The following is a 25,490-nucleotide window of genomic DNA, read 5'->3' on the forward strand; positions in this document are numbered from 1 at the left end:
CCAGAGGAGCGGAATGTCGTCCGTCACGAAGGGCGCGTGGCCGCTAGCCGCGCTGCAGGATGATCTCGAGGACGAACTTGGCGCCGACGTAGGACAGCAGCAGCGCGATGAATCCGCCGAGCGTCCAGTACACCGCGCGCTTGCCGCGCCATCCGTAGAAGTAGCGTCCCGCGAGGAGCCAGCCGAAGATCACCCACGACAGGATCCCGAAGACCGTCTTGTGGGTGACCTGGAACGGGCGCTTGAAGAGCTGCTCGGAGAAGAAGATGCCCGAGACGACGGTGAGCGTGAGCAGCACGAAGGCGGCGAAGAGGATGCGGAAGAGAAGCGCCTCCATCTCGAGGAGCGGCGGCACGCTCCTGAGAAAGGGAGGCATCACGCCGCGGTGCAGCCACTTCTGCTCCGCAAGCATGACCACGGCGTGCATCGTCGCGACGATGAAGAGGCTGTAGGCGAGCATCGCGATGGCGAAGTGCAGGGTGAAGAGCGGGTCCCCGCCGTAGTGCACGAGGTAGCGCGCCGGCAGGAAAGCCTGGAGGATCACCGCCCCGAGCGCGATCGGCGCCCACAGGCCCTGGATGCTCGCCAGGCCGGGTACCGCAAGGCTCGCGAGCCAGTAGATGACCACGGTGAGCCAGATGAGGAGCGAAATCGAATTGGAAACGCCGAGGTTCAGGCCTTCGTCGATGACGATGCCGTTGTAGACCAGCATGCCGTGAAGCACCAGGGCCACGGGCAACAGAACGCCCTCGAGTCGAAACGCGCCGCCGGTCGCCGGGCCGCTGGCATGGGCGGAGCGCCAGGCGATCGCTGCGAGGGCGAGCCAGCAGGCGGCGGTGCTAGAATAAAGGGCTGAATCGGGCATTTTCCTGGCCTTCGAAGTCTACACCAATTCCCCTCGGGCCCCTCCCATGCTGGACGCACTGACGCAGCGGCTTTCCTCCGTTCTGAAGACGATGCGCGGCCACGCCCGCCTCACCGAGGAGAACGTGGGCGAGGCGCTGCGCGAGGTGCGCATGGCGCTCCTGGAGGCCGACGTGGGCCTGCCCGTGGTGAAGGACTTCATCGCGCGGGTGAAGGAAAAGGCGCTCGGCCAGGAAGTGCTCGGGAGCCTCACGCCGGGCCAGGCGCTGGTGGGCGCGGTGCACGGCGAGCTGATTGCCCTCATGGGCGGGACGAACGCGCAGCTGAACCTCGCGACGACACCGCCCGCCGTGATCCTGCTTGCCGGCCTGCAGGGCGCAGGCAAGACCACCAGCGCTGGCAAGCTCGCGCGGCTCCTGAAGGGCGCGAAGAAAAAGGTGCTGCTGGTTTCCGCCGACGTGTACCGGCCCGCGGCCATCGAGCAGTTGAAGTCCCTCGCCGGCCAGCTCGCGATCGACCTTTTTCCCTCCGACGCCTCGCAGAAGCCGGTCGAGATCGCCGCGAACGCCCTCGACTGGGCGCGCAGGCACTACCACGACGTCCTCATCGTGGACACGGCCGGGCGGCTGGCGATCGACGAGGCGATGATGGCCGAGATGAAGGCGATCCACGCGGCCGTCAACCCGGTCGAGACGCTCTTCGTCGTGGATTCGATGCAGGGCCAGGACGCGGTCAACGTCGCCAGGGCCTTCGGGGAGGCGCTGCCGCTCACCGGCGTGATCCTCACCAAGCTCGATGGCGATGCGCGCGGTGGCGCGGCGCTGTCGGTGCGCCACGTCACGGGCGCGCCCATCAAGTTCGCCGGCGTCTCGGAGAAAATGGACGGCCTCGAGCCCTTCCATCCGGAGCGCATGGCCTCCCGCATCCTTGGCATGGGCGACATCGTCTCGCTCGTCGAGGAGGCGAGAAAGTCGGTCGATGAGGGGGAAGCGAAGAAGCTCGCCGACAAGTTCCGGAAGGGCAAGGACTTCGACCTCGAGGACTTCAAGGCGCAGATCCAGCAGATGAAGAAGATGGGCGGCGTATCCGCCCTCATGGACAAGCTTCCCGCGCAGCTCACCCAGGCGGCCAGCCAGTCTCCGGACCTGCAGGAGAAGTCGATCCGCCGCACCGAGGGCATCATCAACGCCATGACGCCGCTCGAGCGCCGCAAGCCCGAGCTTCTCAAGGCCTCGCGCAAGCAGCGCATTGCCGCGGGTGCGGGCGTGCCGGTGCAGGAGGTGAACCGCCTCCTCAAGCAGTTCGAGCAGATGCAGAAGATGATGAAGATGATGCGCTCGGGCGGGCTTGGCAAGATGATGCGCAACATGAAGGGCATGCTGCCCGGCATGCGCTGACCTGGCGCCGCCACCGGCGGCGATATTCGGGAGTCGCGATGAAATACTTCGCTTGCACGATAGCCGCACTGGCCGTGCTGCTTGCCCTGCGGACCGAAGCCGCGGACAGGATTGTCGTCGGCCAGTCTGCCCCGCTCACCGGATCGAATGCCGAGATCGGCAAGGACATCCGCGACGGCGCGGCGGCCTGGTTCAGGCGGGTCAACGAGTCCGGCGGCATCCACGGGAAGCAGGTGGTGCTGGTATCCCTCGACGACAGGAACGACCGGAAGACCGCCGGAGCCAACGCGGTGAAGCTCGTGAACGAGGCGGGCGCGGTCGCTCTCTTCGGCTTCGCTTCCGCCACGCTGTCCCTGGACGCGATGCCCATCGTGAAGGAGAAGAAGGTACCCTTCTTCGCCCCGTTCACGGGCGCGGACGCGATCCACAAGCAGGGCAATTTCGTCTTCGTGATGCGCGCCTCCTATGCCGACGAACTGGTGAAGATCCTCGATCACTGGAAGTCGCTGGGCGTCACCCGGGTCACCGTGGTCAATTACGACGACGAGATCGGCAACCAGAACTACGCGACCGTCGCGCGGCTCATGGAGGGCGCCGGCAAGAAGGCGGTGGGCGTGAAGCTCAAGCGCAACGCCGACGTCGAGAAGGCGCAGATCGACGCCATCATCGCGAGCGACCCGCAGGTGGTCGTGGCAACGACCCTCTACGGCGCCACCACGCAGGTCATCCGCGGGCTGAAGGCGGCGGGCAAGCCCTACACCATCACCTCGCTCTCATTCGTCGGCCCCAGTCAGCTTGCCAAGGCCGCAGGACCGGACGCCGCGGGCGTCTCGGTGGCGGGCGTCGTGCCGCCGCCGCCCAAGACCACGGTGCCGGTCGTCAAGGAATGTGGCGACGCGATCCGCAAGGCGGGCCTCCCGGAGCTCAATTACACGAACCTGGAGGCCTGCATGGCGGCCAAGGTCCTCACCGAGGCCATGAAGCGGGCCGGCCCCCACGTCACCCGTGAAAGCCTCTACCGGGCGCTCAACGGGCTGGGAAGCCTCGACGTGGGTGGCTATGTGGTCAATTTCTCGCCGGACAATCGCCACGGCAATCACGACGTGGAGCTCGCGGTCATCGGCAAGAACGGCCAGTTCCGCTTCTGAGGGGGTGTCGGACGGCGTGTCCGGCGCTGCGGCCTGCCGGGTGGGTTTCTCCCTGCGGCCGGGCGAGAAGGCCGGGTGAGGGGCCTATTGCGTGGAGTTCCCCAAGCCCTTATAATGCAAGGCTTTTCCGCTTTCTGGCCAGTCGGCCCGTCAGCACTTTCAGCCACTGTTACCCGTTATCAACGGGATTGGAGCCACCATGGTAGTCATCAGACTGGCGCGCGGCGGCGCGAAGAACCGCCCCTACTACACCGTCGTCGTCGCCGATTCGCGCATGCCCCGCGACGGGCGCTTCATCGAGCGCGTCGGCTTCTACAACCCCAAGGCCGCCGGGAACGAACCGGGTTTCCGGATCGCGCTCGACCGCGTGACGCACTGGGTTGACCGGGGCGCGCAGCCTTCGGACGCGGTGAAGAAGCTGATCAAGCGTGGCAAGGCCCAGCTCACCGCCCAGCCCGAAGCAGCCGCCACCTGATCCCGCGGGTTCCCCGTACGCGGGGGACGAGTCGCGGCTGGTGGTGATGGGGCGCATCCTCGGCCCCTTCGGCATCCAGGGCTGGGTCAAGCTGAGGACGTTCACCGAATCCCCCGACGGCCTCGCGGACCATCCGACCTGGTGGCTGCGGACGAAGGCGGGCTGGCAATCGGCGGCGCTCGAGGACTTCAAGGTCCGTCCCGCCGCCGTCAGCGCAAAGCTTTCGGGCGTGCAAGACCGCACGGCCGCCGAACTGCTCCGGGGCTTCGACGTCGCGGTGACCCGGGAGGATCTCGGGGAGGCAGGCGCAGGCGAGTACTACTGGCTGGACCTGGTGGGGCTCGCGGTGGTGAACCTGCAGAATGAAGCGCTGGGGCAGGTGGAAGAATTGCTGAGGACCGGCGGGTCGGACGTGCTGGTCGTGCGCGGGGAAAGGGAGCGGTTGATCCCCTTCATCGCGGATTACGTGAGGAGCGTCGACCGCGACGCGAAACGCATCACGGTGGACTGGGAAGCGGGGTACGACGTCTGATGATGCGCTTCGACGTGGTCACGATCTTCCCTGAGATGTTCGAGGCGGTGACCCGCCACGGCATCACGCGGCGCGCGCTGGAGGAGGGCGGTTTCGACTTCCAGGCGTGGAACCCGCGCGATTTCGTGAACGACCCGCACCGCACGGTCGACGACAGGCCCTACGGAGGCGGGCCGGGGATGGTGATGATCCCGGGGCCGCTGGAGCAGGCGATCGATGCCGCGGTGGCCAGGCAAAAGGCCGTTGGGGTGGAAAGGCCGCAGGTGGTGCTGCTCTCGCCGCAGGGCGAGCGTTTCGCCGACGCGGTGGCGAGGCAACTCGCCGGGTTGCCGGGCGTGGTGCTCGTCGCCGGGCGCTACGAGGGGGTGGACGAGCGCCTCATCGAACGCAAGGTGGATCGGGAAATCTCGATCGGCGATTACGTGACATCCGGCGGGGAACTGCCGGCGATGGTGATGATGGACGCGATCGTGAGGCTTCTGCCGGGCAGCCTGAACGACGCGTCGAGCGCGTCGCAGGATTCCTTCTCGGAAGGATTGCTGGACTGGCCGCACTACACGCGGCCGGAGGTGTGGAAGGGCGAACGGGTGCCCGAGGTGCTGTTGTCGGGCAACCATGCCGCGATTGCGCGGTGGCGCCGCAAGCAGGCGCTCGCGCGGACGTGGGCGAGGCGGCCGGACCTCATCGAAAGCCGGGCGCTGTCGAAGGAGGACGCAACGCTGCTCGAGGAGCATCGTCGCGAGCAGCAGGAGCAGGAACAGCAGTAGCCATGGGCCGTGAAAAACAAACCCCGCGCACCAGCCATCAGGGCTGCTCTGCCGGAAGGGCCGGAAGGCCGGACATCGAAAGGGAGCATTCATGAATCTGATCCAGAAACTCGAGCAGGAAGAAATCGCGCGGCTGGCGCGCAAGATCCCCGACTTCTCACCCGGCGACACGGTGATCGTGAAGGTGCAGGTGGTCGAAGGCGACAAGAAGCGCGAGCAGGCCTACGAGGGCGTGGTGATCGCCAAGCGCAACAAGGGATTGAACTCCTCGTTCATCGTGCGCAAGATCTCCAGCGGCGAAGGCGTGGAGCGCACGTTCCAGACCTACTCGCCGGCCGTCGCCTCCATCGAGATCAAGCGCCGCGGCGCCGTTCGCCGCGCCAAGCTCTACTACCTGCGCGACCGCTCGGGCAAGAGCGCGCGCATCCGCGAGAAGCTCTCCAGCGTGGCCGCCCGCGAGGTGCTGCCGCCGGTGGACGAGGCTCCGAAGGAGGCTCCGAAGGTTTAGTACCTTCCGCAGCCGCCGGGACGAAAGGGCCGCCTTGCGCGGCCCTTTTCATTGCGCATCGATCTGCGACAATCGACAGGTGCCTCGCATCCACCTCACCCGTATCCCCGTCGCCGCCGCGGACATCGACATCAACGAGCACGTCAACAACCTCGCCTACCTGCGCTGGATGCAGGACGTGGCCACGGCGCACTCGGCGGCGCAGGGCTGGACGCTCGAGGACTACCGCGCTCTTGGGGCCGGGTGGTTCGCCCGCTCGCACTACATCGAGTACCTCCAGCCCGCGCATGCCGGGGATGTCCTGTTGCTGCACACCTGGGTGGCGTCGATGAAGTCGAGCTCCTGCCTGCGCCGCTTCCTGTTCCGGCGCGAAGGCGATGGGAAGGTCGTGGCAACCGCGCAGACGCGCTGGGCCTTCGTCGATTTCGCGACCGGCCGGCCCGTCCGGATTCCGCCCGAAGTCGCATCCGCCTTTTCCATCGTGCCGGATGACGATCCGGAGCTTTTCGCCCTGCCTGCGCCTTCGCGCGCGTTCGACAAGCCCTGACGCAAGGCGAATTGCCGCGACTCGGTCTTCGGGGAGACGGCGCTGGAAGAGAGCGATGGCTTCGTCCTCCACGGGGGTCGCGTAGACTTCGCACTCGACCCACCGGAATTCGGAAGTCGGCGATGGATTCGCGGTTGCGTGGCAGTCTCGTGGCGCTCGTGGCCTTTCTGCTGCAGGGCGATGCGCTCGCGCAGTGGGGAAAGGCACCGGCCGGGCCGGCTACGCGCATCGAGGCGGTCGACGCCTCGGGCACGCCCATCGAAGGCGTCGCCTTTTATGTGATGGAGCACTTCTGGTATCCGAGAGGGCACTCGGGCGGCTACAGCAGCGCCTGCGCGTTGCACGGGACGGGTTTCTCCAAGGGCACGCTGCCCGGCCGCACGATCGCCCTTGAGCGGGCCCACGATCCCGTCGGCCGCACGCCCTTTTCGGACACCTTCCGCGCCGGCCTCGCCTTCAAGCCGGGGTACTGCGCGACGCCGCGCGGTGGCAACAGCTGGTACCTCACGATGCTCGGCCCCGCGCCCGTCGCCACCACCTCCCGCGATCACAAGGCGGAGCAGGGGGAACTCGCGCGCGGCATCCGCGCAGCGCTCGTGCCTTCAAGGGACAAGGGCGCCTATCGCCTGCGCTACCTGCAGCGCGTGGTGCAGGAGGCAGCCTGTGGCCTGGGCGACGACGCCTTTCGCGTGAACGGCGAGATCAACGCGGTCGCGAAGCTGGCGCTCGCGGAGGCCGAGGGCCTCGCGAAATCGCCCTACGAGCGGCGGCTCCTGGTGCGCATTCGCGAGCAACTCCGCCTGCCCGAGTCGGCGGCCGTGTTCGAGAATCCGATGATCGCCGCGGCCGCGCAGAACGACGTGGTCGCGCTCAAGGCCATGCTCGCGGCGCCCACGCAATACCGGGAGGAACTCTGGGTGGGCGCCACGAAGCCGTATCGCACGGTCTCGATCAGCCGCACCTCGGACGGCAAGGAGACGAGGAGCGAGGGGCACACCGGCCGCGTAATCGACTCGGGGCCGGTGTCGCTCGACGGGCCGGGCGAGAGCGGTGCCACGCCCCTGGTGGTGGCCACCCTCGCAGGCGCGGCCGATGCCGTGGATTTCCTCCTCGCGGCCGGCGCCAACCCCAACTTCCGCGTGCAGCCCTGGGACGAGTCGCCCTTCGAGGCGTTGGTCACGAAGATGGTCTCCACCTGGGACGACCGCGTGGACGACGCGCTTCTCGCCCGCTACAAGCGCATCTACGCAAGCTACCTGGATGGCGCCGCGAAGCCCGACATCACCCCGCGCTTTCGCGAGCAACTGGGCCGCAAGACGCTGAAGTCCTACGGGCCACGCCTGCAGCCCGTTTGGGACGCGGTGCTGCCGAAGATCGCGGCTCTGCCCGAAGCGAAGCCTTCGTCGCCGGATTGCGGCGCGGGCGTCTAGCCTTTTCAGGCCATCGGACGACGTCCCGGCCGGCGGGAATGGGGCCTACATCTGGGCGATCTTCCACTCGCCGTAGTGCTTCGCGAAGCTCACGATGCCGCCCGTTCCTCCTTCGCGATCGACCGCGTACTCGGCATGGGCCTCCAGCTGCATGGCTGGAGCGAAACTGCGCACGGTGTCGGCCATTTTCTTCATGTCCGCCGTGGACAGCTTTTCGAGGATGGGGGCCCATTTTTCGAGCACGTTCGGGGTGAGGCACGCGCCTGCGGCCGCGCGGTCGCCCTTGCGCAAGGCCGCCAGGAAAACCTCCCACGTCTTCGTCGGTGTCGCGTAGGTCGGATCCGGCTCGAGGCGAAAGCCCACCCTTGTCGCCTTCGAGAGTCCCGCCGCGGTTGCCGCCGTCGCGCCGCGCGCCGCTTCGAGCTGTTCCGGCGCCAACGGCTTGGCGCGGGCTTCCCGGCCGGGATCGCGGTAGGCGAGCAGGTTGCCGACGAATTGAGCCGCCAGGAAGCCCGTCGGATCGTTGCGCAGCAAGTCGGCGGACAGGTCTCCGGTGTCGGGTTGGGCGAGGAGGGAGTACAGCGTCAGCAACGCGAAGCGATTCGGCCGCGCCGCGCGGATTTCCGCCAGGAACTGCTTGCCGCGGGCGGGCTCGTAAGAGTAGAAAAGCCCCTGGCGCCACGGCATGCCCAGTCCCAGGATGAACACGGCACTTCCCGCCGATTGCGCCGACTCGAGGGTGACGCTGCCACCGAAGCGCTTTCCACCCTTCAGATTGGCGATCTCCGCCTCGATCCACTGTCGCACCCAGTTCTCGCCGACCGTCCCGTTGCCGCGGGTCCACACCGCGTCCTTCGCTGCGCGCCGCCTCGCGAGCAGCGACTCCCATCGCGCGAGGGCGCCCTTCGGGTCCCCGAGATCGTGCTGGAGCGTGTCGGCTGCCGCGACCGCGCTCTCCAGCATCCCCTCCTGGGCGAGGCGGTCAAATTCCGCGAGCGCCTTGCGCGGATTGCCGTGCCGGAAGCGATACCAGAGCGCCGCGGAGTGGCGTCCTTCACGGTAGATGGTCTCGTGTATCCGTCCGTCCGCACCCGCCTCATCGATGCGCTTGCTCCACTGCGCGAGCGATTCCTCCAGTTCGGCGGCCGCCTCGGCCGACACGTCGGTTCCCATGAGCAGCCGGGTGACGCGCTGCGAGGCAAGACTGATCCGGCCCACGGCTTCGCGGGATTCGGCCTCCCGCTTCATGGTCTCCGCGCCCGCCGATCCTTGCGCGACGTTCTTCTCGAGCTGCGTGATCGGATAGTCGAGGCGCTGGTTCCCGGGCTCGCGGGCCTTCGTGGCACGCGCTGCCTCGAGCGTGCGTTTCCAGAGATCCGGATCGGGAATGGCAACGACGGCGCTCGCCGCGTAATCCGCGCCGGCGCCACCGACCGCGACGAGGGCCACGAGGTCGTCACGGCCTTCGGCCACGCGGTGCGACTGGATCGTGCGGACGAGCCCCGGACGAAGAGGTTCCGGAACGGGATCGCCGAGCGAGGCCCGCAGCGCGCGGTAATCCAGCGGCCGCCCGCTCTTGTCGTCGGCGATGGCGCCCAGGAGGATGACCGCATCCTGCAGGGCGGACGATTCGGCCGGGCGCTCCAGGTCCTGCCGGATCCTGGCGAGCATCGCGGGCGGCGGAAGGCGCTCGTCGAGCGCGAGGAGCGCGCGCGAGAGATCGGTGACGAACAGTTCGCCGGGCGGGCGCGTGAGGAGAACCTCCTCGATGAACGGGTGCGCTGCCGTCACCTTGAGGCGCGCCAGCGTCGCGAGGAAGGTCGGCCGCACGGAGGATGGCATGGCTTCCCGCAGCGCGAAGAGGGGTTCGCCGAACTCCGGATTGGCCGTATTGAGCAGCGGCAGGAATCGCGTCTCGGGGGGCCAGACCGGGCCGATCGCCCGTGCCTTGAGCAGGTCGAAAGCCGGCCGCGAGCGCCAGCGGATGGCGTTGAAGATCTGCGAGAGCGCCTCGGTCATTCGCGCGTCCGGCTTCGACCTTGCCAACTGGGCCAGCACCGCGGCTTCGACGACGGCGACCTCGCGCGGCAATTCCTGGCCGTGTTCGTTGGCGAGCGTCGAACCGCCGAGCCCGTCGCGCCACAGGTTGACGAGGCGGGGCGCCCGCATCGCGACGATCGCCTCGAGCCCGTCGACGCGCTTCTCCTCGCCGAGGCGGCGGGCCATGCGCAATGCCGCGTCGCCATGCTCCTGGCCCTTGGCGACCGGCGGCGTGGCGAGCGCCGCTTTCTCCTCGACGCTGAGGGCGGCGAGCGACAGCCCGGGCGACGACGAGATGGCGACGGCGAGCGCGGCGAGCAGGCCGATCGCGCTTCTCACGGCGACCCTGCCGCGAACGTGTCGCACGCCTTGAGGCTGCCCGTATCGAACCCGGTTCGGAACCAGCGCACGCGCTGGGCGGAGGACCCGTGGGTGAAGGAATCCGGGACCACGTGTCCCCCGGACTGCTTCTGCAGCCGGTCGTCCCCGATCGCGGCGGCGGCGCCGAGGCCCTCCTCGAGGTCGCCGGGCTCCAGCAGCCCCCGCTCGCGCTGCGCGCGATGCGCCCAGACGCCCGCGAAGCAGTCCGCCTGCAGCTCGGTGCGCACCGAGATCCGGTTGAACTGCGCGGGGCTCAAGCGGCCGCGCATGCCATCGACCTTGGCGGAGATCCCGAGGAGTTTCTGCACGTGGTGCCCGACCTCGTGCGCGATGACGTAGGCCTGCGCAAAATCCCCAGGCGCTCGGAATCGATCGCGCAGGTCGCGGTAGAACGCGAGGTCGATGTAGACCTTCTCGTCGCCGGGGCAGTAGAACGGCCCCATCGCCGCCTGGCCCGTCCCGCAGGCCGACGGGGTGGACCCGGAAAAGAGCACCAGCTTCGGCCGGCGGTAGGCGGACCCGCCCTCGCGGAAGATGCCCTCCCACGTGTCCTCGGTGCTCGCGAGCACTTTCGAGACGAAAACCGAAAGCTCGTCGCGCGGCGCCCCCTTCGGGGCGGGCTGCCTCGACTCCACGGGGGCGGCGACCTGCGCCGCATCGAGCACCGTCTGTGGATCGATGCCGAAGTACCACGCCACCAGCGCGATCACGATCGTGCCCAGCCCGATGCTGCCGCCGGCGCCGAGGCCGCCGCGGCGGTCCTCGACCTGGTCGCTTTCCCGCTCGCCGTCCAGCTTCATCTCTCGTCCCGCTCGAATAGGGGGGTGCCCATCGTATCGCGCCTCAACCCAGGGCGGCGACCCACAGCGGAATCGTGGCCATCGACAGGACGGTGCCCACCGTGATCTGGGTCGCGACCGACGAGCCGTCGCCGCCCATGCGCACGGCGAGGATGTAGGCGCTGGAGGCCGTCGGAAGCGCTGCCCACAAGACGAGCACTCCGGCCGGAATACCGGTGAGCCCCAGGAACTTCGCGCAGGCGAAGGCGGCCAGCGGCATGGCGAGGAGCTTCACGCCCAGCCACCATCCGTGCGCCGGCGTGCTCGCCCGGCCGCGCTCGATGCGTAGCGCCGCCCCCACCGCGAGGAGCCCGGCCGGCAGCGCCGACGAGCCCAGCAGGCTGAGCGTCTGGTCGAGGAATCCGGGCATTCCCACGCCCGAGAGGTTCCAGGCGAATCCCGCCAGCGTGGCGACGACGAGCGGGTTGCGGGCGAGCTCGAGCCAGAAGTTCGTGCGCGCGTGGGCGGCGAGCATGCCGACGGCCCCGAAGTTCGCGAGCGGAATCACCGTGCCGAAGAGGATCGCCGCGACGGCCACGCCGGGAGGCCCGAAGACGCTGCCCGCAACCGCGAGCCCGATGTAGGTGTTGAAGCGGAAGGCGCATTGGAAGCACGACGCGGCCACCACGGGCTCCACACGGAAAAGCGGGCGCGCGAGCCACGCCAGCGCCATGCCGAGGATCATCACGCCCCAGGCGCAGACCACGACGATGCCCAGGCTCGCGAAGTCCAGCGTCGACACCGCGATCGAGCGCAGCAGCAGGGCCGGGAAGAGGACGAAGTACACGAGCTTCTCGAGCCCCTCCCAGAACCCGCGCCCGTAGTCGAACCCGCGCGCGAGCGCCAGTCCCACGAGGATGAGCACGAAGTTGGGAAGGATGAGGAGGGCGGTCTGCATGGCCCTACAGCGCCTCGCCCTTGCCGAAGGTGTTGTGATAGACGTGCGCCGCCGTGTTGACGAGCGAGACCCGAAGCTCCACGGGGCGGTCGCGAAAGGTGAGCGCCACGCGGCGGATCTCGAGTAGCGGGCTGCCCGGGGGAACGCCGAGCAGGGACGCGTTGGCGCCGGCGGCGAGGCTCGCGCGCAGCCGCTCGTCGGTGCGCAGCACGTTGATCCCGTAGCGGCTCTGGTAGAGGTGGTAGATCGTGTTGTCGCGCGCGGCGAAGATGCGCTCGTTGAGCCCGGGGAAGAGCGCGGCCGGCAGGGTGATGTCGTCCACGATGACCGGCCGGCCTTCCAGCGAGAGCACGTTGCGGATGCGGATCACGCGCTCGTCGCGGCCGATGGCGAGGGCCTCGGCCTCGCCCGCGCCGGCGCGCCCGCGCTCGAAGGACGCGGTGCGCACGTCGGGATAGGCCTTGGTGCCGTCCGCGCCCACGACGTGGAAGAAGTGGAACATGAGCCGGCGCCCGTCGTGGGAGGTGACATAGGTGCCCTTGCCCTGGCGGCGCACAAGCGCGCCCTGCGCGACGAGGTTGTCGACCGCCCTGCGGATGGTGCCGATCGCCACGCCGAAGTGGGCCGCGAGCTCCGATTCCGACGGGATCGCCTGGTTCGCCTTCCAGCGGCCGGCGGCGATGCCTTCGGTCAGGTGCGCGCGCACTTCCTCGTAGAGCGGGCGGTCGGGCGGCAGGGCCGGCGAGGACACGCGGCGGGCAGTGGCGGGCATGGCGGGAGCATAACATGCAACTCATCTAGTTGACTTGCCCGAGAGCCGGGGCTAGGATCGCCGCTTCCGCTATGAGGAGGGCGAAATGATCCATTTCGTGGTGCATGACGAGGGCGATTGCGTCGGCGTGGTGGTGGTCGAGGGCGTGAAGGCCGGCGACACCCTGACCGGCTGGATCATGGACCAGGACCGGGAGATCACGTTCAAGGCCGCGAACGACATCCCCATCGGCCACAAGCTCGCCATCAAGGCGCTGGCGAAGGACGCGACGGTCATCAAGTACGGCACCGACATCGGGCGCGTGGTGGCCCCCATCGGCGTGGGTGAGCACGCCCATGTCCACAACATCAAGACCAAGCGGTGGTGAGTGATGCGGGGGCGAACCCTTGGAACACGGATGAACACGGATAAAGGCAGATGAACACGGATAACGACTAGGCGGGATGCTCCAGTGGCCGCAATAGCCGGTCCGCGAGCCCGATCATGTCAATCTCAAGTTTCCTCCGTGTTCATCTGCCTTTATCCGTGTTCATCCGTGTTCCAGGGCGCTCTCCGGGCGCTTTTTCGGGGGGCGCTCCTCCCGGGGGGGTTTTCCCCTGGCTGGGGTTGCCCGGGGGTGGGCGTCCAAGGGTTCGCTCTTCCAAGGGTTCGCCCTTTCCAAGGTTTGCGGTAACTACATGCACTTGAGGAAATCCAAATGGACCTGAGCAAAGCCAAGTTCTGGGGATACAAGCGGGAGAACGGCCGCGTCGGCGTGAGGAACCACGTCGTCATCCTGCCCGTCGACGATCTGTCGAACGCCGCGGCGCAGGCGGTGGAGAACAACATCAAGGGCACGATGGCGCTGCCGCACCCGTACGGGCGGCTGCAGTTCGGCGCGGACCTCGACCTGCATTTCCGCACGCTCATCGGCACCGGGTCCAATCCCAACGTCGCCGCGGTGGTCGTCATCTGCATCGAGGAAGGGTGGGCGAAGAAGGTGGCCGACGGAATCGCCGCCACCGGCAAGCCCGTCGCCTGGTTCGGCATCGAGCAGCACGGCGACCACGACACCATCATGCGCGCCTCGAAGAAGGCGAAGGAATTCGTGCAGTGGGCGAGCGAGCTTCAGCGCGAGGAGCGCCCGCTCAACGACCTGTGGGTCTCCACCAAATGCGGCGAATCCGACACGACTTCGGGTTGCGGCGCCAACCCGACGGTCGGCAACGCCTTCGACAAGCTCTACCCGCACGGCACCACGCTCTGCTTCGGCGAGACCACCGAGCTCACGGGAGGCGAGCACCTCGTGGCCGCGCGCTGCCGCACGGACGAGGTGCGCAAGAAGTTCCAGTTCATGTTCGACCGCTACCAGGCCCTCGTCGAGCGCCACAAGACGAGCGACCTGTCGGACTCGCAGCCCACCAAGGGCAACATCGAAGGCGGCCTCACCACGATCGAGGAGAAGGCGCTGGGCAACATCCAGAAGATCGGGCGCAAGTGCCTCGTGGACGGCGTCATCGACAAGGCGGAAACGCCCACCGGGCCGGGGCTCTGGTTCATGGATTCATCCTCGGCTGCCGCGGAAATGCTCACGCTGCTCGGGGCCGCGGGCTTCGCGGTGCACTTCTTCCCGACGGGCCAGGGCAACGTGATCGGCAACCCGATCCTTCCGGTGATCAAGCTGTGCGCCAACCCGCGCACCGTGCGCACGATGAGCGAGCACGTCGACGTGGATGTCTCGGGCCTGCTGCGCAAGGAAATGAGCCCGGACCAGGCGGGAGACGCGCTGCTGGAGTGCATGTTCCGCACGGCCAACGGGCGCCTCACCGCGGCCGAGGCGCTGGGGCATCGCGAGTTCGTCCTGACGCGCCTTTACGAAAGCGCCTAGCGACCGCGTCGACGGGGGACGAAAAGGTACGAAATGGGGTCGGGGTACTTTGCATAAAAAACGGGCATTCGAGGTTTCATTGCCCGTTTTTTATGCAAAGTACCCCGACCCCATTTCGATTCAAAGTAATCTGATCCCTTTTCGATTTTCGCGGACAATGGCGCCAACGCCCGGTCACAGGGCGTCCCGGAGGAGTGGATGAGCCAGCCCGCAGCGCCCGACGACGACCTTCTGCCCGACGACGGGCTTACCGAGGAACTCCGGCACAAGGTCGAGGAGTTCATCGCGGAGGAGGAAGGCAGCTTCAACCGCTACAAAGGCTGGCTGGCGGCGTTTCTCACCCTGGTCGCGGTCGGCACCTCCGCCTTCCACCTCTACGCGGCCTACGGAATCGTCCGCACGGACCTGTTGCGCGGCATCCACGTGGGCCTGATCCTCTTCCTGTCCTTCATGCTGTTCCCCGTGGCGAAGCGATTCCGCGACCGCCTCATGTGGTTCGATGTGGCGCTTGCGCTGCTGTCGCTGGTGGTGATCGGCTGGATGATCTTCGGCGGGGATGCTTTCGTCGACCGCAACACGGACCCGGAGACCTGGGACATCATCTTCGGCGTGGCGCTCATGCTGCTCGTGGTCGAGGCGACGCGCCGCACCTCGGGCTGGATCATGCCCATCGTCATCGCCTTCTTCATCGCCTACGCGTTCGCTGGGCCGTGGCTGCCGCACCCGTGGACGCACCGCGGGTACGACCTGGGGCGCCTCGTGGGGCACATGTACATGACGCTCGAGGGCATCTTCGGCACGGCCGTGGACGTTTCCGCGACGCTGATCATCCTCTTCACCATCTACGGTGCGTTCCTGCAGTATTCGGGCGCGGGCAAGTTCTTCCTCGACTTCTCGTTTTCGCTCATGGGGGGCAAGTCCACCAGCGCCGGGCGCGCGGTGGTGATGTCCTCGTTCCTTCTCGGCGGGCCGTCGGGTTCGGGCGTGGCCACCACGGTCACCATCGGGGCGGTGGCCTACCCGATGCTCGCGAAGGCCGGTTACGAGCCCGCGGCCGCGGGCGGCCTGCTGGCGGCGGGCGGCCTGGGCGCGATCCTTTCGCCTCCCGTGCTGGGCGCGGCGGCTTTCCTGATCGCGGAGTTCCTCAAGATCTCCTACCTCGACGTGGTGAAGATGGCGGTGATCCCGACCCTCCTCTACTACTTCTGCCTGTATTTCATGGTGGAGCTCGACGCGCGCAAGTACGGGATGAGCGAGTCCACCTACGAGGCGGTGGAGAGCGCCTGGACGCTCAGCAAGCGCTACTGGTACCACTTCCTGTCGCTCTCCTCGATCGTCATCTTCATGCTGATGGGCTTCTCGCCCACGCTCGCGGTCTTCTGGGCGACGGTGACCGCGTTCCTGGTGAGCTTCTTCCGGCGCGAGTCGGCGCTCTATCCGCGGCGGTTCATCAAGGCGATGGAGACGGGCACGACGGGCGTGCTCAACGTCGCGGCCACGTGTGCCTCGGCGGGCATCATCGTGGGCGTGGTGACGCTCACCGGCCTGGGGCTCAAGTTCTCCTCGATCGTGATCGACTACGCTGGCGGCAGCCTCGCACTCACGGCGATCTACACGGCCCTCACCGTCTGGATCGTGGGCCTGGCCGTTCCGGTGACGGCCTCCTACATCATCTGCGCGGTGATCACGGCGCCCGCGCTCATCACGCTGGGCGTTCCCGACTACGCGGCGCACATGTTCATCTTCTACTACGCCCTGCTTTCCGAGGTGTCGCCCCCGACCGCACTCTCGTGCTTCGCCGCCGCCGCCATCACCGGCGCGGATCCGTACAAGACCACGCTGCAGGCCTGGAAGTACACGATGCCGGCGTTCGTCGTGCCCTTCTTCTTCGTGCTCGACCCGATGGGCAGCGGCGTGCTCCTCGTGCTGCCCAAGGGCGCGAACTGGTGGGAGGTGGCCTGGGTCGTCTTCCTCGTCTTCGTGGCCATTGCCGCGCTGGCCGCCGGGCTTCAGGGTTGGCTGCTCAAGAAGACGAACCTCCTGGAGCGCACGCTTCTCGTCCTGGCGGGCTTCCTCGTCATCATCCCGGTGAACAGCCTCGATGCCGTCGGCGTCGGGCTCTTCGCCCTCGTCTTCGTAATCCAGATGCTGCGCCACCGGCGCGTGCCCGTCCCCACATGACCGAGCGATACGCCCCCGCCCCGCTCCTGGATCTCATGCGCCGCGCGCTCGAGAACTCGGGCGCCACGCCCGCGATGGCCGCGGCCACGGCCGCCGCACTCGTTGCGGCGGAACTCGACGGCATCCCTTCGCACGGCGCGTCGCGCATCCCGCAGTACTGCGGGCACGTGAAGAACGGCCGCGCCACCGGCTCGGCCGTGCCGCGGGTCGTGCGCGAGAAGGGCGGTGCCTGCCTCGTGGACGCGGGCGGCGGGCTCGCGTTCGAGGCGTGCGCGCTTGCGGTGCGCGAGGCGATCGCGCGCGCCCGGCAACACGGCGTGGCCTTCGCCTCGGTGACCAACAGCAACCATTTCGGCGTGGCCGCATTCCACGTCGAGCCCATCGCACAGGCCGGCCTCGTCGGTCTCGCCTTCGCAAATTCCCCGGCCGCCATGCCCATGTGGGGCGGCAGGCGCGCTCTCTTCGGAACCAATCCGATCGCCGCGGCCTTCCCTCGCCGCGACGCTCCCCCGATCGTCGTGGACTTGAGCCTTTCCGAGGTGGCGCGCGGCAAGCTCATGGTCGCCGCGCGCGAAGGCAAGGCCATCCCGCAGGGATGGGCACTCGACCGGGACGGCCACCCGACGACCGATGCCAAGGCAGGTCTCGAGGGCATGATGCTGCCCGCCGGCGGAGCCAAGGGCGCCATGCTCGCGCTCACGGTGGAGCTCCTCGTGTGCGCGCTCTCGGGGGCGTCGTTCGGTTTCGAGTCCGACAGCTTTTTCACCGACGCGGGCCGACCTACGCGAATCGGCCAGGCCTTTCTGGTCATCGATCCCGATGCGCTGGCGGGCCGCGAGGTGTTCCTGGAACGCATCGAGACGCTCGTCGCCGCGATGCTCGCGGATGCGGGCGTGCGGCTGCCCGGCGACCGGCGCCGCGCCAACCGCGAGCGGATCGCGGCCGAAGGCATCGCGCTCGCGCCGGAACTCGCCGCGAAGATCCGTGCCCTGGCGGGAGAAGGCTGAAATCGGTGGCGCCCTTCCAGGCCTGCGTCCGCGCGCCCTTCGGCACCCTCGGCGTGTCGGCGACGGATACGCATGTCACGGGAATCCGCTACCTCTCGCCCGACGTGCCGGCGATGGCCCCGAGGAAGAATACGGTCGCCTACCTCGCCTGCGTCCAGCTGCAGTTCTACCTGGACGATCCCGGCTTCGAGTTCGAGCTGCCGCTCAAGCTGGCGGGGACGCGCCACCAGCTCGCGGTGTGGGAGGCGATGCAGGCGATCCCGGCCGGCCAGACGCGCACGTACGGCGAACTCGCGAAGCAGATCGGGTCCTCGGCGCGCGCAGTGGGCGGCGCCTGTGGCGCGAACCCCATTCCGGTCGTGGTCCCGTGCCATCGCGTCGTGGGCGCGGGCGGCGCCCTGGGAGGCTTCATGGGCGCGCGCGAGGAAGGTTTCGAACTTTCGATCAAGCGATGGCTGCTTGCGCATGAAGGCGCCCGTCGAGGGTGACCTTCGCCTCATCGAGCGCTTCTGCGACTCGCTCTGGCTCGCCGACGGACTGGCGCGCAACACGCTCGAGAGCTACCGGCGCGACATCACCCAGTTCGCGGCATGGCTCGCGGCCGATCCGGGGGCGGGGCTCCTCGCGGCCGGACCCGGGCACCTGCATCGCCACCTCGCCTGGCAGGTGGAGGCGAAGAAGGCGAAGCCGCGCAGCACCGGGCGGCTCGTCTCCACCCTCAAGCGTTTCTACCGCTTCGCGCTGCAGGAAGGACTTCGCCCCGACGACCCTTCGGCCGACATCGAGGCGCCCAAGCTTCCGCGATCGCTGCCCAAGTCGCTCAGCGAGGCGCAGGTCGAGGCGCTGCTCGCGGCGCCGGACCCCGAAGCGGACCTCGGGCTTCGCGACAAGGCGATGCTCGAGACGCTCTACGCCAGCGGGCTGCGCGTCTCCGAGCTGGTCGGGCTCAAGGTGCAGCAGGTGAGCCTGGACATGGGTGTGGCCAGGGTGCTCGGCAAGGGGGCGAAGGAGCGGCTCACGCCGTTGGGCGAGGAGGCGCTCGACTGGATCCAGCGTTACCTGAAGCTCGGCCGCCCGGCGATCCTCGGGGCGAAGAAAAGCGACGCGCTCTTCGTCACCGCGCGTGGTGGCCCGATGACGCGCCAGGCGTTCTGGGGGCTGGTGAAGCGCTACGCGGCGCGGGCGGACATCCGTACCGCCATCTCGCCGCACACGCTGCGCCATGCGTTCGCCACGCACCTCATCAACCACGGGGCGGACCTGCGCGTCGTGCAGATGCTTCTCGGGCACGCCGACATCTCCACCACGCAGATCTACACGCACGTGGCGCGCGAGCGCCTGAAGCGCCTGCACGCGAAGCACCACCCCCGCGGATGAGCGAGCTCGCGCAGCTTCCGGCCGTCTTCTGGATCGTGGCCCCGATCACGATCCTCTTCGCCTACACGGTGTTCGGCATGTCGGGTTTCGGGTCGACGGTGATCGCCATTCCGATCCTGGCCAACTGGCTGCCGCTCACTTACCTCGTGCCGCTCATGGCGCTCGGGGATCTCGTGGCGGCGATCACCGTGGGCGGCTCGAACCGCCGCCACGTGAGCGGGCCCGAGCTCAAGCGGCTGCTGCCCTTCATGATCCTGGGCATCGTGCTGGGCGTCACGGCGCTCGTGAACGTCCCGCAACCGCCGCTCAAGGTCGGGCTCGGAACATTCACGATCGTGGTGGGCCTGCACTCGATCCTCAATCCGGCGCCCCGGGGAACGATCTCGCCGTGGTGGTGCGTTCCCGCCGGGACCGTGGCGGGGATCCTCGCGGCGGTATTCGGCGCGGGAGGCCCGGTCAACGTGGCCTATCTCGCGGGCCGGCTGCGGGACAAGAGCGAGATCCGTTCCACGATCTCGACCATCATTTCCGTCTCCGCGGCGCTGCGCACATTGCTTTACGCGATGGCGGGCCTCGTCCTCAAGACCGGGCTTTTCGCCGGCTTCGCGCTCGCCGCGCCGTTCGCGTGGGCGGGGCTGGCTCTCGGGTCGCGGATCCACGTGGGGTTCACGCAGACGCAGATGCGGCGCGCCGTCGGCGGCGTGCTCATGGCGAGCGGCGTCGTGCTCCTCGCGCGCATGCTGCCGGGGTGAACGGGGCCGGGCTGAATGGGGTCGGGTTACTCCTTCACCAGTGCGCCGATGTGCGATCATTCATGGCTTCGCTGGAGGCGCAACCCGACCCCGGGAAGCCGCAAGGACGCGTAACCCGACCCCATGCACACCGGAACACCGGCCACCGCCTTTCTCGCACAGCATGGCGTGGCCTACACCGAGCATCTCTACGACTATATCGAGCACGGCGGCACGGCGGTGTCGTCCTCGTCGCTGGGCGTGCCCGAGCACGAGGTGGTGAAGACGCTGGTCATGGAGACGGACAAGGGCGAGCCGCTCGTGGTTCTCATGCACGGCGACCGCAAGGTCGCCACGAAGGAGCTCGCGCGCGCAGCGGGCGCGAAACGCGTCTTCCCTTGCAAGCCGGAGGACGCGACGCGCCACTCCGGCTACCTCGTCGGGGGGTGCTCCCCGTTCGGCACGAGAAAGAACATGCCCGTGTACATGGAAAGCTCGATCCTCGCGCTCGGGCGCATCTACATCAACGGCGGGCGACGCGGCTACCTGCTGGGCATGCCGCCCTCGGAGTTGACGCGCGTGCTCTCGCCCATTCTTGTTGCCGTGGGGCGCGAAGAGTAATCTCGCCCGCTCCCCATCCGAACGACGGACACGCGCATGCACGCCAGCGAACCAGGCCTTCCGCTCCCGGGACCGGCCGCCAACGACCCCGGGCCCGCCAGGCTGGTGATGCCGGGCCGGAAGGTGCGAGCCGGCGCGGGCGTGGACTGGGTTGCCGACGGCTGGAGGCTCTTTCGCAAGGCGACTCTCATGTGGATCGTCTTCCTCGTCCTTTTCTGCCTCATCCACCTGGGCCTGGCGATGGTTCCGCGGGTCGGAATGCTGCTTGGCAATCTGGTCTCGCCGATCCTGCTGGGAGGCATCGCGCTGGGCTGCCGGTCCCTCGAGACGGGTGGCGAGCTGGAACTCGAGCACTTCCTGGCCGGATTCAGGCGCAATACGGGCCCGCTCGTGGCCATCGGGGTGCTCTACACGCTGGGAGAGGTCGTCATCCTGGCCGTGTTCGCGCTCTTCGCGGGGATGGCGTTCGTGTCGGCCATGGTCCGGGGCGACGAGGCCGCGATCCTGTCCACGCTTCCCGCCGACCCGTTGTGGCTCGCGCTGGGAGGGCTGGTCTGTGCGTCGCTGGCGATGCCGCTCATGGCGGCGTACTGGTTCGCGCCCGCGCTTGCGATGCTCCATGACATCCCCGCGATCCCGGCGATGAAGGAGAGCCTCGTCGCGTGCGTTCGCAACTGGCTTCCGATGCTCGTTTACGGCCTCGTGACCGGCGCTCTCCTGGTGCTCGCGATCATTCCGCTGGGCCTCGGGCTCATCGCGTGGGCGCCGCTCATGCTGGCGACGATCTACACCGCCTATCGCTCGCTATTCACCGAGCCGGACGACGAACCCGCCTAGAGGATTCGCCCCATGGCCGTGAGGGCGAGCGAGATCAGCACCGTGGTGGTGATGGGCAGGTACACGAGGCGGCCGCGGAAGCGCACGGTGATGTCGCCCGGAAGCCGCCCCAGCCCCATCTTCGAGAACTGCGGGGCGAAGAATGACAGGACCACCACGGCCACGACGATCACCAGCACCCACTTCAGCATGGGGCGCTCACTTCGCCGGCGCGCCGGATCGCTCGATGGTGACGCCTACCTTGCGCACGTTCCGGATGTGCCCCAGCTTCGCGACGGAAAGTCGCACCCAGGGCGACTTAAATTCTCCCGTGACGATGCCGGCCAGGTGCTCGGCCAGTGCCTCCAGCAACCCGAAGCGGCGCGCAGCAAGCTCGGCCGTGAAGCGTTCCACGACCTTCCCGTAGTGAACCGTGTCGTGGATGTCGTCCGTGCGTCCCGCGGCCGTGCCGGGGATGCCGATCTCCACCTCGAGCTCGAGCGTCTGGGGCCTGAGCTTTTCCCAGTCGTAGATGCCGACCCAGGCGTCGACGCGAAATTCACGGATGAAGATGGTGTCCATCGGGGAGCCGGGAGAAGGGGATTTTCGAGGGCGTATTGTAGAGTATCGACATGATCGCACTCTTGGCCGTCGTCATCGCCTACCTCGTCGGCTCCATCCCCTTCGCGGTGGTCGTGACCCGAGCGATGGGCCTGCCGGATCCGCGCACCTTCGGCTCCGGCAATCCCGGCGCCACCAACGTGCTGCGCTCGGGAAACAAGGCGGCCGCGGTGCTCACCCTGGCCGGCGACGCCCTCAAGGGCTGGGTCGCGGTGTGGGGGGCCTCGGGGCTCGGGCTTTCGGCGGGAGTCGTGGCGATCGTTGCCGTGGCGGTGTTCCTGGGCCACGTGTTCCCGGTCTGGCTTCGCTTCAGGGGGGGCAAGGGCGTGGCAACCGCGGCCGGCGTGCTCTTCGCGATCGACTGGCGCGTGGGCCTGGCGGTCCTCGTGGCCTGGCTCTGCGTCGTGGCCGTGAGCCGCTACTCGTCCTTGGGCGCGCTCACGGCATCGCTTTTCGCCCCGGTGGCGGTATATTTCGTTCTCGGCGCCGGTCCGCTCCTGGCCGCCACGTGCGCGATGTGCGCCGTGCTAGTGTGGCGCCATGAAGCCAACATCCGTAAGCTCCTGCGCGGCGAGGAAAGCCGCATCGGCGCCAAGAGGACCGGGACATGACCCCGAATAAGCCGGCCGTGGAGTCCGACGACCTGGATTTCACGAAGCCTGCCGCAATCCAGCCGCCGGCCCCGACGCCGCAGCAACTCGCCACGGCCCACAAGGAGGCAGCCTCGGGCGGCGCGGAACTGCGCCAGGCCGGCTATTACGTCGCCATCGCGCGGCGCGCCGCAGCCAAGGTGCCCCCGCGCAACGGCGAGCGCCACGCCCTGCTCGTGATCGAGGACGACCCGGATCTGTCCAACCTGCTCGCGGAGATCTTCAGCGTCGCGGGCTTCGAGGTGCGCCGCGCCGCCAATCGCGCCCAGATCAACGCGGAAATCAACAAGCCCATGATGCCGGACCTGATCCTGCTCGACATCGTGCTGCCGGATGCCGACGGGCTGCAGATCCTCTCGCGCCTTCGCGCCCATCCCAAGTACGCGCGCATGCCCGTCATCATGATGACGGGCAAGGCGGAGGCCGCCGACGTGAAGGCGGGGCTCGCCGCCGGCGCCGACGGCTACGTGAGCAAGCCGTTCAGGATGAGCGCGCTCGTGGCCGCCGTGAGTCTCGTGCTGGGCAAGACCTAGCCGCGCCGCGGAGGGATTCGCCACCACGTCGCGGCGACGAACGCCCCGAAGGCGACGTAAACCGTCGTGAACACCCACCCCGGCGCGTTCCAGTAGAGCAGCGCGCGCACCCCGCGCTGGATGAACCCGGCATCGTCCGCGCTGCCCCGAAGGGCGTCCTCCCAGATCGTGAGCGGGCAGGCGTAGCCGAGCGCCGATTGCACGGCCACGAACGCGATGGCGGCCAGGTGCAGTCCCCGGAACCACGGGTTCCTTGCCCAGCTTCGATCGAAGGCAGCGCCCGCCCAGATCGCCACGAGCCCGCCCGCCACGAAGAGGACGAAAGCGGCGTGCAGCAGGAGGACCAGGTCGGCGAGCATGGCGTGGGGACCGGAAAAGGGCGGGGTGCGACCCCGGGTGGCTGCAGCCACTATAATCGGCGCTCGCCGGGGGGTCACCGAGGTCTGCAAGGGCCGCCCTTCGCCCCAATCGATGGAGGCCGACCACCATGCACAGACTCCTCTTCCGTTCGCTTGCCGCCACCTTCTTCATCGGATTCGCCACCGGCGCTCTTGCGCAGAAGACCGCGGGCGACATCCCGGTCGAGACGTTCTTCAAGCGCGCCCAGTACGGGCAGGTGACGCTTTCGCCCGACGGCTCGCGGCTCGCGGCCCTCACGCCGCACAAGGGGCGCAATAACCTCGTCGTCCTGGATCTTGCCAAGCGCGCGCGCAACGTCATCACGGCGTTCGACACGATGGACGTCGCCGACTTCTTCTGGATCAACAACGAGCGCCTGTGCTTTCGCGTGGCCGACGGCCAGGACGTGACCGGGCGCTTCACCTACCGCGGCTCCTACTGCGTGGACCAGAGCGGCGACAACGTGCGCGACTTCACGCGCTTCGGCCTGCGCGGGCTGACGCTCCTTGCCCGGGTCAACGACGACTCCGGCAACGCGATCATGTCGATGTCCGCCCGCACGAGGGACTCGCAGGACGTGTACCTGCTCGACACGAAATCGGGCCGCTTCGATCTGCTGACCTTCGATTCGCCGGGGCGCGTCTCGCGCTGGGTGATCGACCGCGACAACGTGCCGCGCGTGGCGGTGAGCCACCCCGAGCGCAAGGACCGGAACTCGCTCGCCTGGACGCAGGTCTGGTACCGGGACGGCAAGGAGGCCAAGTGGGAGATGCTCTGGGAGTATTCCGAATTCGCCCAGGGCGCCCGGAGCGATGAATACGCCCCGATCGCATTCGACTACGACAACGCGACTCTCTACGTGTCCCACAACGCCGGCCGTGACAGGATGGCGATCCACAAGTACGACACCCGGGCCCGCAGAATGGGCGAGCTGGTGGTCGAGCATCCGCTCATCGACCTCGATGGCACGGACGGCTATTCGCGCCTCGTTTTCAGCCGCCAGCAGAAGAAGCTGCTGGGCATCCGCTACAGCGCCGACCGGCCATCCGTCGCGTGGTTCGACACGGACATGGCGAGGCTGCAGAAGCAGCTCGACGGAACCTTCCCCAAGACGATCAACGCCATCACCCTCGCCGAGGACAACGAGAAGCTTGCGCTGGTGTACGCCTACTCCGATACCGATTCCGGCATGTACCACCTGCTGGACAGGTCGAAGCCGTCGCTCGAAAGCCTGGTGCGCACGCGGGAGTGGCTGCCGCCCGAGCTGATGTCGGAGCGCAGGTTCATCAAGTACAAGGCGCGCGACGGTCTGGAGATTCCCGCCTGGGTGATCATCCCCAGGGGTTCGTCGGGCAAGAACCTGCCGCTCATCGTCCACGTGCATGGCGGGCCATGGGTGCGTGTGTACGGAGGGGCGGACTGGGGTCGCCCGGACGGGCAGTTCTTCGCCTCGCGCGGCTACGTCGTGCTGGAGCCCGAACCGCGCGCCTCGACGGGCTTCGGGAAGAAGCACTACCGGGCCGGGTTCAAGCAGTGGGGCCAGGCCATGCAGGACGACCTGAACGACGGGGCGTTGTACCTCGTGAAGGAGGGCATCGTCGATCCGAAGCGCATGGGCATCTTCGGGGGCAGCTACGGGGGTTATGCCGCCGCCTTCGGCCCGGCGCGCGACCCGGATTTCTGGAAGTGCGCGGCTCCGTTCATCGCGGTCACGGACCTGGGGCTCATGCAGACGATCGCCTATTCCGACACCACCCGGCTTTCCGACTTCCTGGAGACCGACTTCAAGAAGATGGTGGGCGACTCGGATGCCGATCGCGAGATGTTCGCGAAGACTTCCGCCATCCAGCAGGCCGGGCGGATCAAGGTTCCGATCTTCCTGAGCATGGGCTCCGACGACGAGCGCGTGCCGATGGCGCACGGCGATCGCTTCAAGAGCGCGCTCGATGCGGCAGACAGGAAGGACGTGGAGTACGTGATCTACCCCGGCGAGGGGCACGGCTACAACAAGGACGAGCACGTGTTCGACTTCTACAGGCGGCTGGAGAAGTTCTTCGCCGGGAACCTGAAGTAGGAAAAAGGGGACAGA

Annotated in this window: 27 protein-coding genes; 19 read left to right on the forward strand and 8 right to left on the reverse strand. The window is 68.0% G+C overall.

Going from position 1 to position 25,490, the window contains the following annotated elements:
* Positions 1 to 43: 43 nt before the first annotated feature.
* Positions 44 to 865 carry a cytochrome c biogenesis protein CcsA gene (ccsA, locus tag IPP91_10595; GenBank protein ID MBL0142519.1) on the reverse strand — a complete coding sequence of 274 codons (822 nt, stop codon included), beginning with the start codon at positions 863 to 865 and terminating at the stop codon, positions 44 to 46.
* Positions 866 to 911: 46 nt separating this feature from the next.
* Between ccsA and ffh the strand changes: the two genes are divergently transcribed.
* From ffh to IPP91_10635, 8 genes are all read left to right on the forward strand, one after another.
* Positions 912 to 2,261 (forward strand): signal recognition particle protein, encoded by a 1,350-nt coding sequence (gene ffh / locus IPP91_10600; GenBank protein MBL0142520.1) that lies wholly within the window; start codon positions 912 to 914, stop codon positions 2,259 to 2,261.
* A gap of 38 nt (positions 2,262 to 2,299) precedes the next feature.
* Positions 2,300 to 3,409, forward strand: coding sequence for an ABC transporter substrate-binding protein (locus tag IPP91_10605; GenBank protein ID MBL0142521.1), 1,110 nt, complete (start codon positions 2,300 to 2,302; stop codon positions 3,407 to 3,409).
* A 199-nt stretch (positions 3,410 to 3,608) separates the two neighbouring features.
* Entirely contained in the window at positions 3,609 to 3,884 is a 276-nt protein-coding gene (gene rpsP / locus IPP91_10610) for a 30S ribosomal protein S16 (GenBank protein ID MBL0142522.1), read from the forward strand.
* 46 nt (positions 3,885 to 3,930) lie between these two features.
* Positions 3,931 to 4,416 carry a ribosome maturation factor RimM gene (gene rimM, locus IPP91_10615; protein ID MBL0142523.1) on the forward strand — a complete coding sequence of 162 codons (486 nt, stop codon included), beginning with the start codon at positions 3,931 to 3,933 and terminating at the stop codon, positions 4,414 to 4,416.
* Between the two features lie 2 nt (positions 4,417 to 4,418).
* Positions 4,419 to 5,183, forward strand: coding sequence for a tRNA (guanosine(37)-N1)-methyltransferase TrmD (gene trmD, locus IPP91_10620; protein MBL0142524.1), 765 nt, complete (start codon positions 4,419 to 4,421; stop codon positions 5,181 to 5,183).
* 91 nt (positions 5,184 to 5,274) lie between these two features.
* On the forward strand, positions 5,275 to 5,691 hold the full coding sequence (gene rplS / locus IPP91_10625) for a 50S ribosomal protein L19 (protein MBL0142525.1): 417 nt from the start codon (positions 5,275 to 5,277) through the stop codon (positions 5,689 to 5,691).
* A 34-nt stretch (positions 5,692 to 5,725) separates the two neighbouring features.
* Positions 5,726 to 6,238 (forward strand): acyl-CoA thioesterase, encoded by a 513-nt coding sequence (locus IPP91_10630; protein ID MBL0142526.1) that lies wholly within the window; start codon positions 5,726 to 5,728, stop codon positions 6,236 to 6,238.
* A gap of 122 nt (positions 6,239 to 6,360) precedes the next feature.
* Entirely contained in the window at positions 6,361 to 7,668 is a 1,308-nt protein-coding gene (locus tag IPP91_10635) for an ankyrin repeat domain-containing protein (GenBank protein MBL0142527.1), read from the forward strand.
* A gap of 45 nt (positions 7,669 to 7,713) precedes the next feature.
* On the opposite strand, the gene IPP91_10640 is transcribed toward IPP91_10635, so the two are convergent.
* The 4 genes from IPP91_10640 to IPP91_10655 are packed head-to-tail and all read right to left on the reverse strand — an operon-like array spanning position 7,714 to position 12,598.
* Positions 7,714 to 10,047 carry a hypothetical protein gene (locus IPP91_10640; GenBank protein MBL0142528.1) on the reverse strand — a complete coding sequence of 778 codons (2,334 nt, stop codon included), beginning with the start codon at positions 10,045 to 10,047 and terminating at the stop codon, positions 7,714 to 7,716.
* Positions 10,044 to 10,889 carry a neutral zinc metallopeptidase gene (locus tag IPP91_10645; protein MBL0142529.1) on the reverse strand — a complete coding sequence of 282 codons (846 nt, stop codon included), beginning with the start codon at positions 10,887 to 10,889 and terminating at the stop codon, positions 10,044 to 10,046. The genes IPP91_10640 and IPP91_10645 overlap by 4 nt, the downstream gene beginning before the upstream one ends.
* A 43-nt stretch (positions 10,890 to 10,932) precedes the next feature.
* Positions 10,933 to 11,826, reverse strand: coding sequence for an AEC family transporter (locus IPP91_10650; protein ID MBL0142530.1), 894 nt, complete (start codon positions 11,824 to 11,826; stop codon positions 10,933 to 10,935).
* 4 nt (positions 11,827 to 11,830) lie between these two features.
* Entirely contained in the window at positions 11,831 to 12,598 is a 768-nt protein-coding gene (locus IPP91_10655; protein ID MBL0142531.1) for a GntR family transcriptional regulator, read from the reverse strand.
* Positions 12,599 to 12,683: 85 nt separating this feature from the next.
* Between IPP91_10655 and IPP91_10660 the strand changes: the two genes are divergently transcribed.
* From IPP91_10660 to IPP91_10695, 8 genes are all read left to right on the forward strand, one after another.
* Positions 12,684 to 12,965, forward strand: a complete 282-nt coding sequence (locus IPP91_10660; protein MBL0142532.1) for a flagellar biosynthesis protein FlgA — start codon at positions 12,684 to 12,686, stop codon at positions 12,963 to 12,965.
* Positions 12,966 to 13,295: 330 nt separating this feature from the next.
* Positions 13,296 to 14,465, forward strand: a complete 1,170-nt coding sequence (locus IPP91_10665) for a UxaA family hydrolase (protein ID MBL0142533.1) — start codon at positions 13,296 to 13,298, stop codon at positions 14,463 to 14,465.
* A gap of 198 nt (positions 14,466 to 14,663) precedes the next feature.
* Positions 14,664 to 16,646 (forward strand): TRAP transporter fused permease subunit, encoded by a 1,983-nt coding sequence (locus IPP91_10670; protein MBL0142534.1) that lies wholly within the window; start codon positions 14,664 to 14,666, stop codon positions 16,644 to 16,646.
* Between the two features lie 595 nt (positions 16,647 to 17,241).
* Positions 17,242 to 18,141 (forward strand): methylated-DNA--[protein]-cysteine S-methyltransferase, encoded by a 900-nt coding sequence (locus IPP91_10675; GenBank protein MBL0142535.1) that lies wholly within the window; start codon positions 17,242 to 17,244, stop codon positions 18,139 to 18,141.
* Positions 18,119 to 19,030, forward strand: coding sequence for a site-specific tyrosine recombinase XerD (gene xerD, locus IPP91_10680; GenBank protein ID MBL0142536.1), 912 nt, complete (start codon positions 18,119 to 18,121; stop codon positions 19,028 to 19,030). Before IPP91_10675 ends, xerD begins: the two co-directional genes overlap by 23 nt.
* Entirely contained in the window at positions 19,027 to 19,782 is a 756-nt protein-coding gene (locus IPP91_10685; GenBank protein MBL0142537.1) for a sulfite exporter TauE/SafE family protein, read from the forward strand. Before xerD ends, IPP91_10685 begins: the two co-directional genes overlap by 4 nt.
* Positions 19,783 to 19,905: 123 nt before the next feature.
* Positions 19,906 to 20,382 (forward strand): aminoacyl-tRNA deacylase, encoded by a 477-nt coding sequence (locus IPP91_10690; GenBank protein MBL0142538.1) that lies wholly within the window; start codon positions 19,906 to 19,908, stop codon positions 20,380 to 20,382.
* A 36-nt stretch (positions 20,383 to 20,418) separates the two neighbouring features.
* Complete coding sequence (locus tag IPP91_10695; GenBank protein ID MBL0142539.1) at positions 20,419 to 21,219, forward strand: hypothetical protein; 801 nt, start codon at positions 20,419 to 20,421, stop codon at positions 21,217 to 21,219.
* Here the strand turns inward: IPP91_10695 and IPP91_10700 are convergent.
* Together IPP91_10700 and IPP91_10705 are read right to left on the reverse strand one after the other, a co-directional pair.
* Complete coding sequence (locus tag IPP91_10700) at positions 21,216 to 21,410, reverse strand: DUF2905 domain-containing protein (GenBank protein MBL0142540.1); 195 nt, start codon at positions 21,408 to 21,410, stop codon at positions 21,216 to 21,218. The genes IPP91_10695 and IPP91_10700 overlap by 4 nt on opposite strands.
* 7 nt (positions 21,411 to 21,417) lie before the next feature.
* Positions 21,418 to 21,780 (reverse strand): dihydroneopterin aldolase, encoded by a 363-nt coding sequence (locus IPP91_10705; protein ID MBL0142541.1) that lies wholly within the window; start codon positions 21,778 to 21,780, stop codon positions 21,418 to 21,420.
* A gap of 50 nt (positions 21,781 to 21,830) precedes the next feature.
* On the opposite strand from IPP91_10705, the gene plsY reads away from it, so the two are divergent.
* Together plsY and IPP91_10715 are read left to right on the forward strand one after the other, a co-directional pair.
* A complete protein-coding gene (plsY, locus tag IPP91_10710) occupies positions 21,831 to 22,430 on the forward strand; it encodes a glycerol-3-phosphate 1-O-acyltransferase PlsY (GenBank protein MBL0142542.1) in 600 nt (199 codons plus the stop codon).
* Entirely contained in the window at positions 22,427 to 23,002 is a 576-nt protein-coding gene (locus tag IPP91_10715; GenBank protein ID MBL0142543.1) for a response regulator transcription factor, read from the forward strand. Before plsY ends, IPP91_10715 begins: the two co-directional genes overlap by 4 nt.
* On the opposite strand, the gene IPP91_10720 is transcribed toward IPP91_10715, so the two are convergent.
* Entirely contained in the window at positions 22,999 to 23,361 is a 363-nt protein-coding gene (locus IPP91_10720) for a DUF2784 domain-containing protein (GenBank protein MBL0142544.1), read from the reverse strand. The two genes, IPP91_10715 and IPP91_10720, sit on opposite strands and share 4 nt — an antisense overlap.
* 128 nt (positions 23,362 to 23,489) lie before the next feature.
* On the opposite strand from IPP91_10720, the gene IPP91_10725 reads away from it, so the two are divergent.
* Positions 23,490 to 25,475 carry a S9 family peptidase gene (locus IPP91_10725; GenBank protein MBL0142545.1) on the forward strand — a complete coding sequence of 662 codons (1,986 nt, stop codon included), beginning with the start codon at positions 23,490 to 23,492 and terminating at the stop codon, positions 25,473 to 25,475.
* The last annotated feature ends 15 nt before the right edge of the window (positions 25,476 to 25,490 follow it).

This window comes from Betaproteobacteria bacterium (genome assembly GCA_016720855.1).
Classification (GTDB): domain Bacteria; phylum Pseudomonadota; class Gammaproteobacteria; order Burkholderiales; family Usitatibacteraceae; genus FEB-7.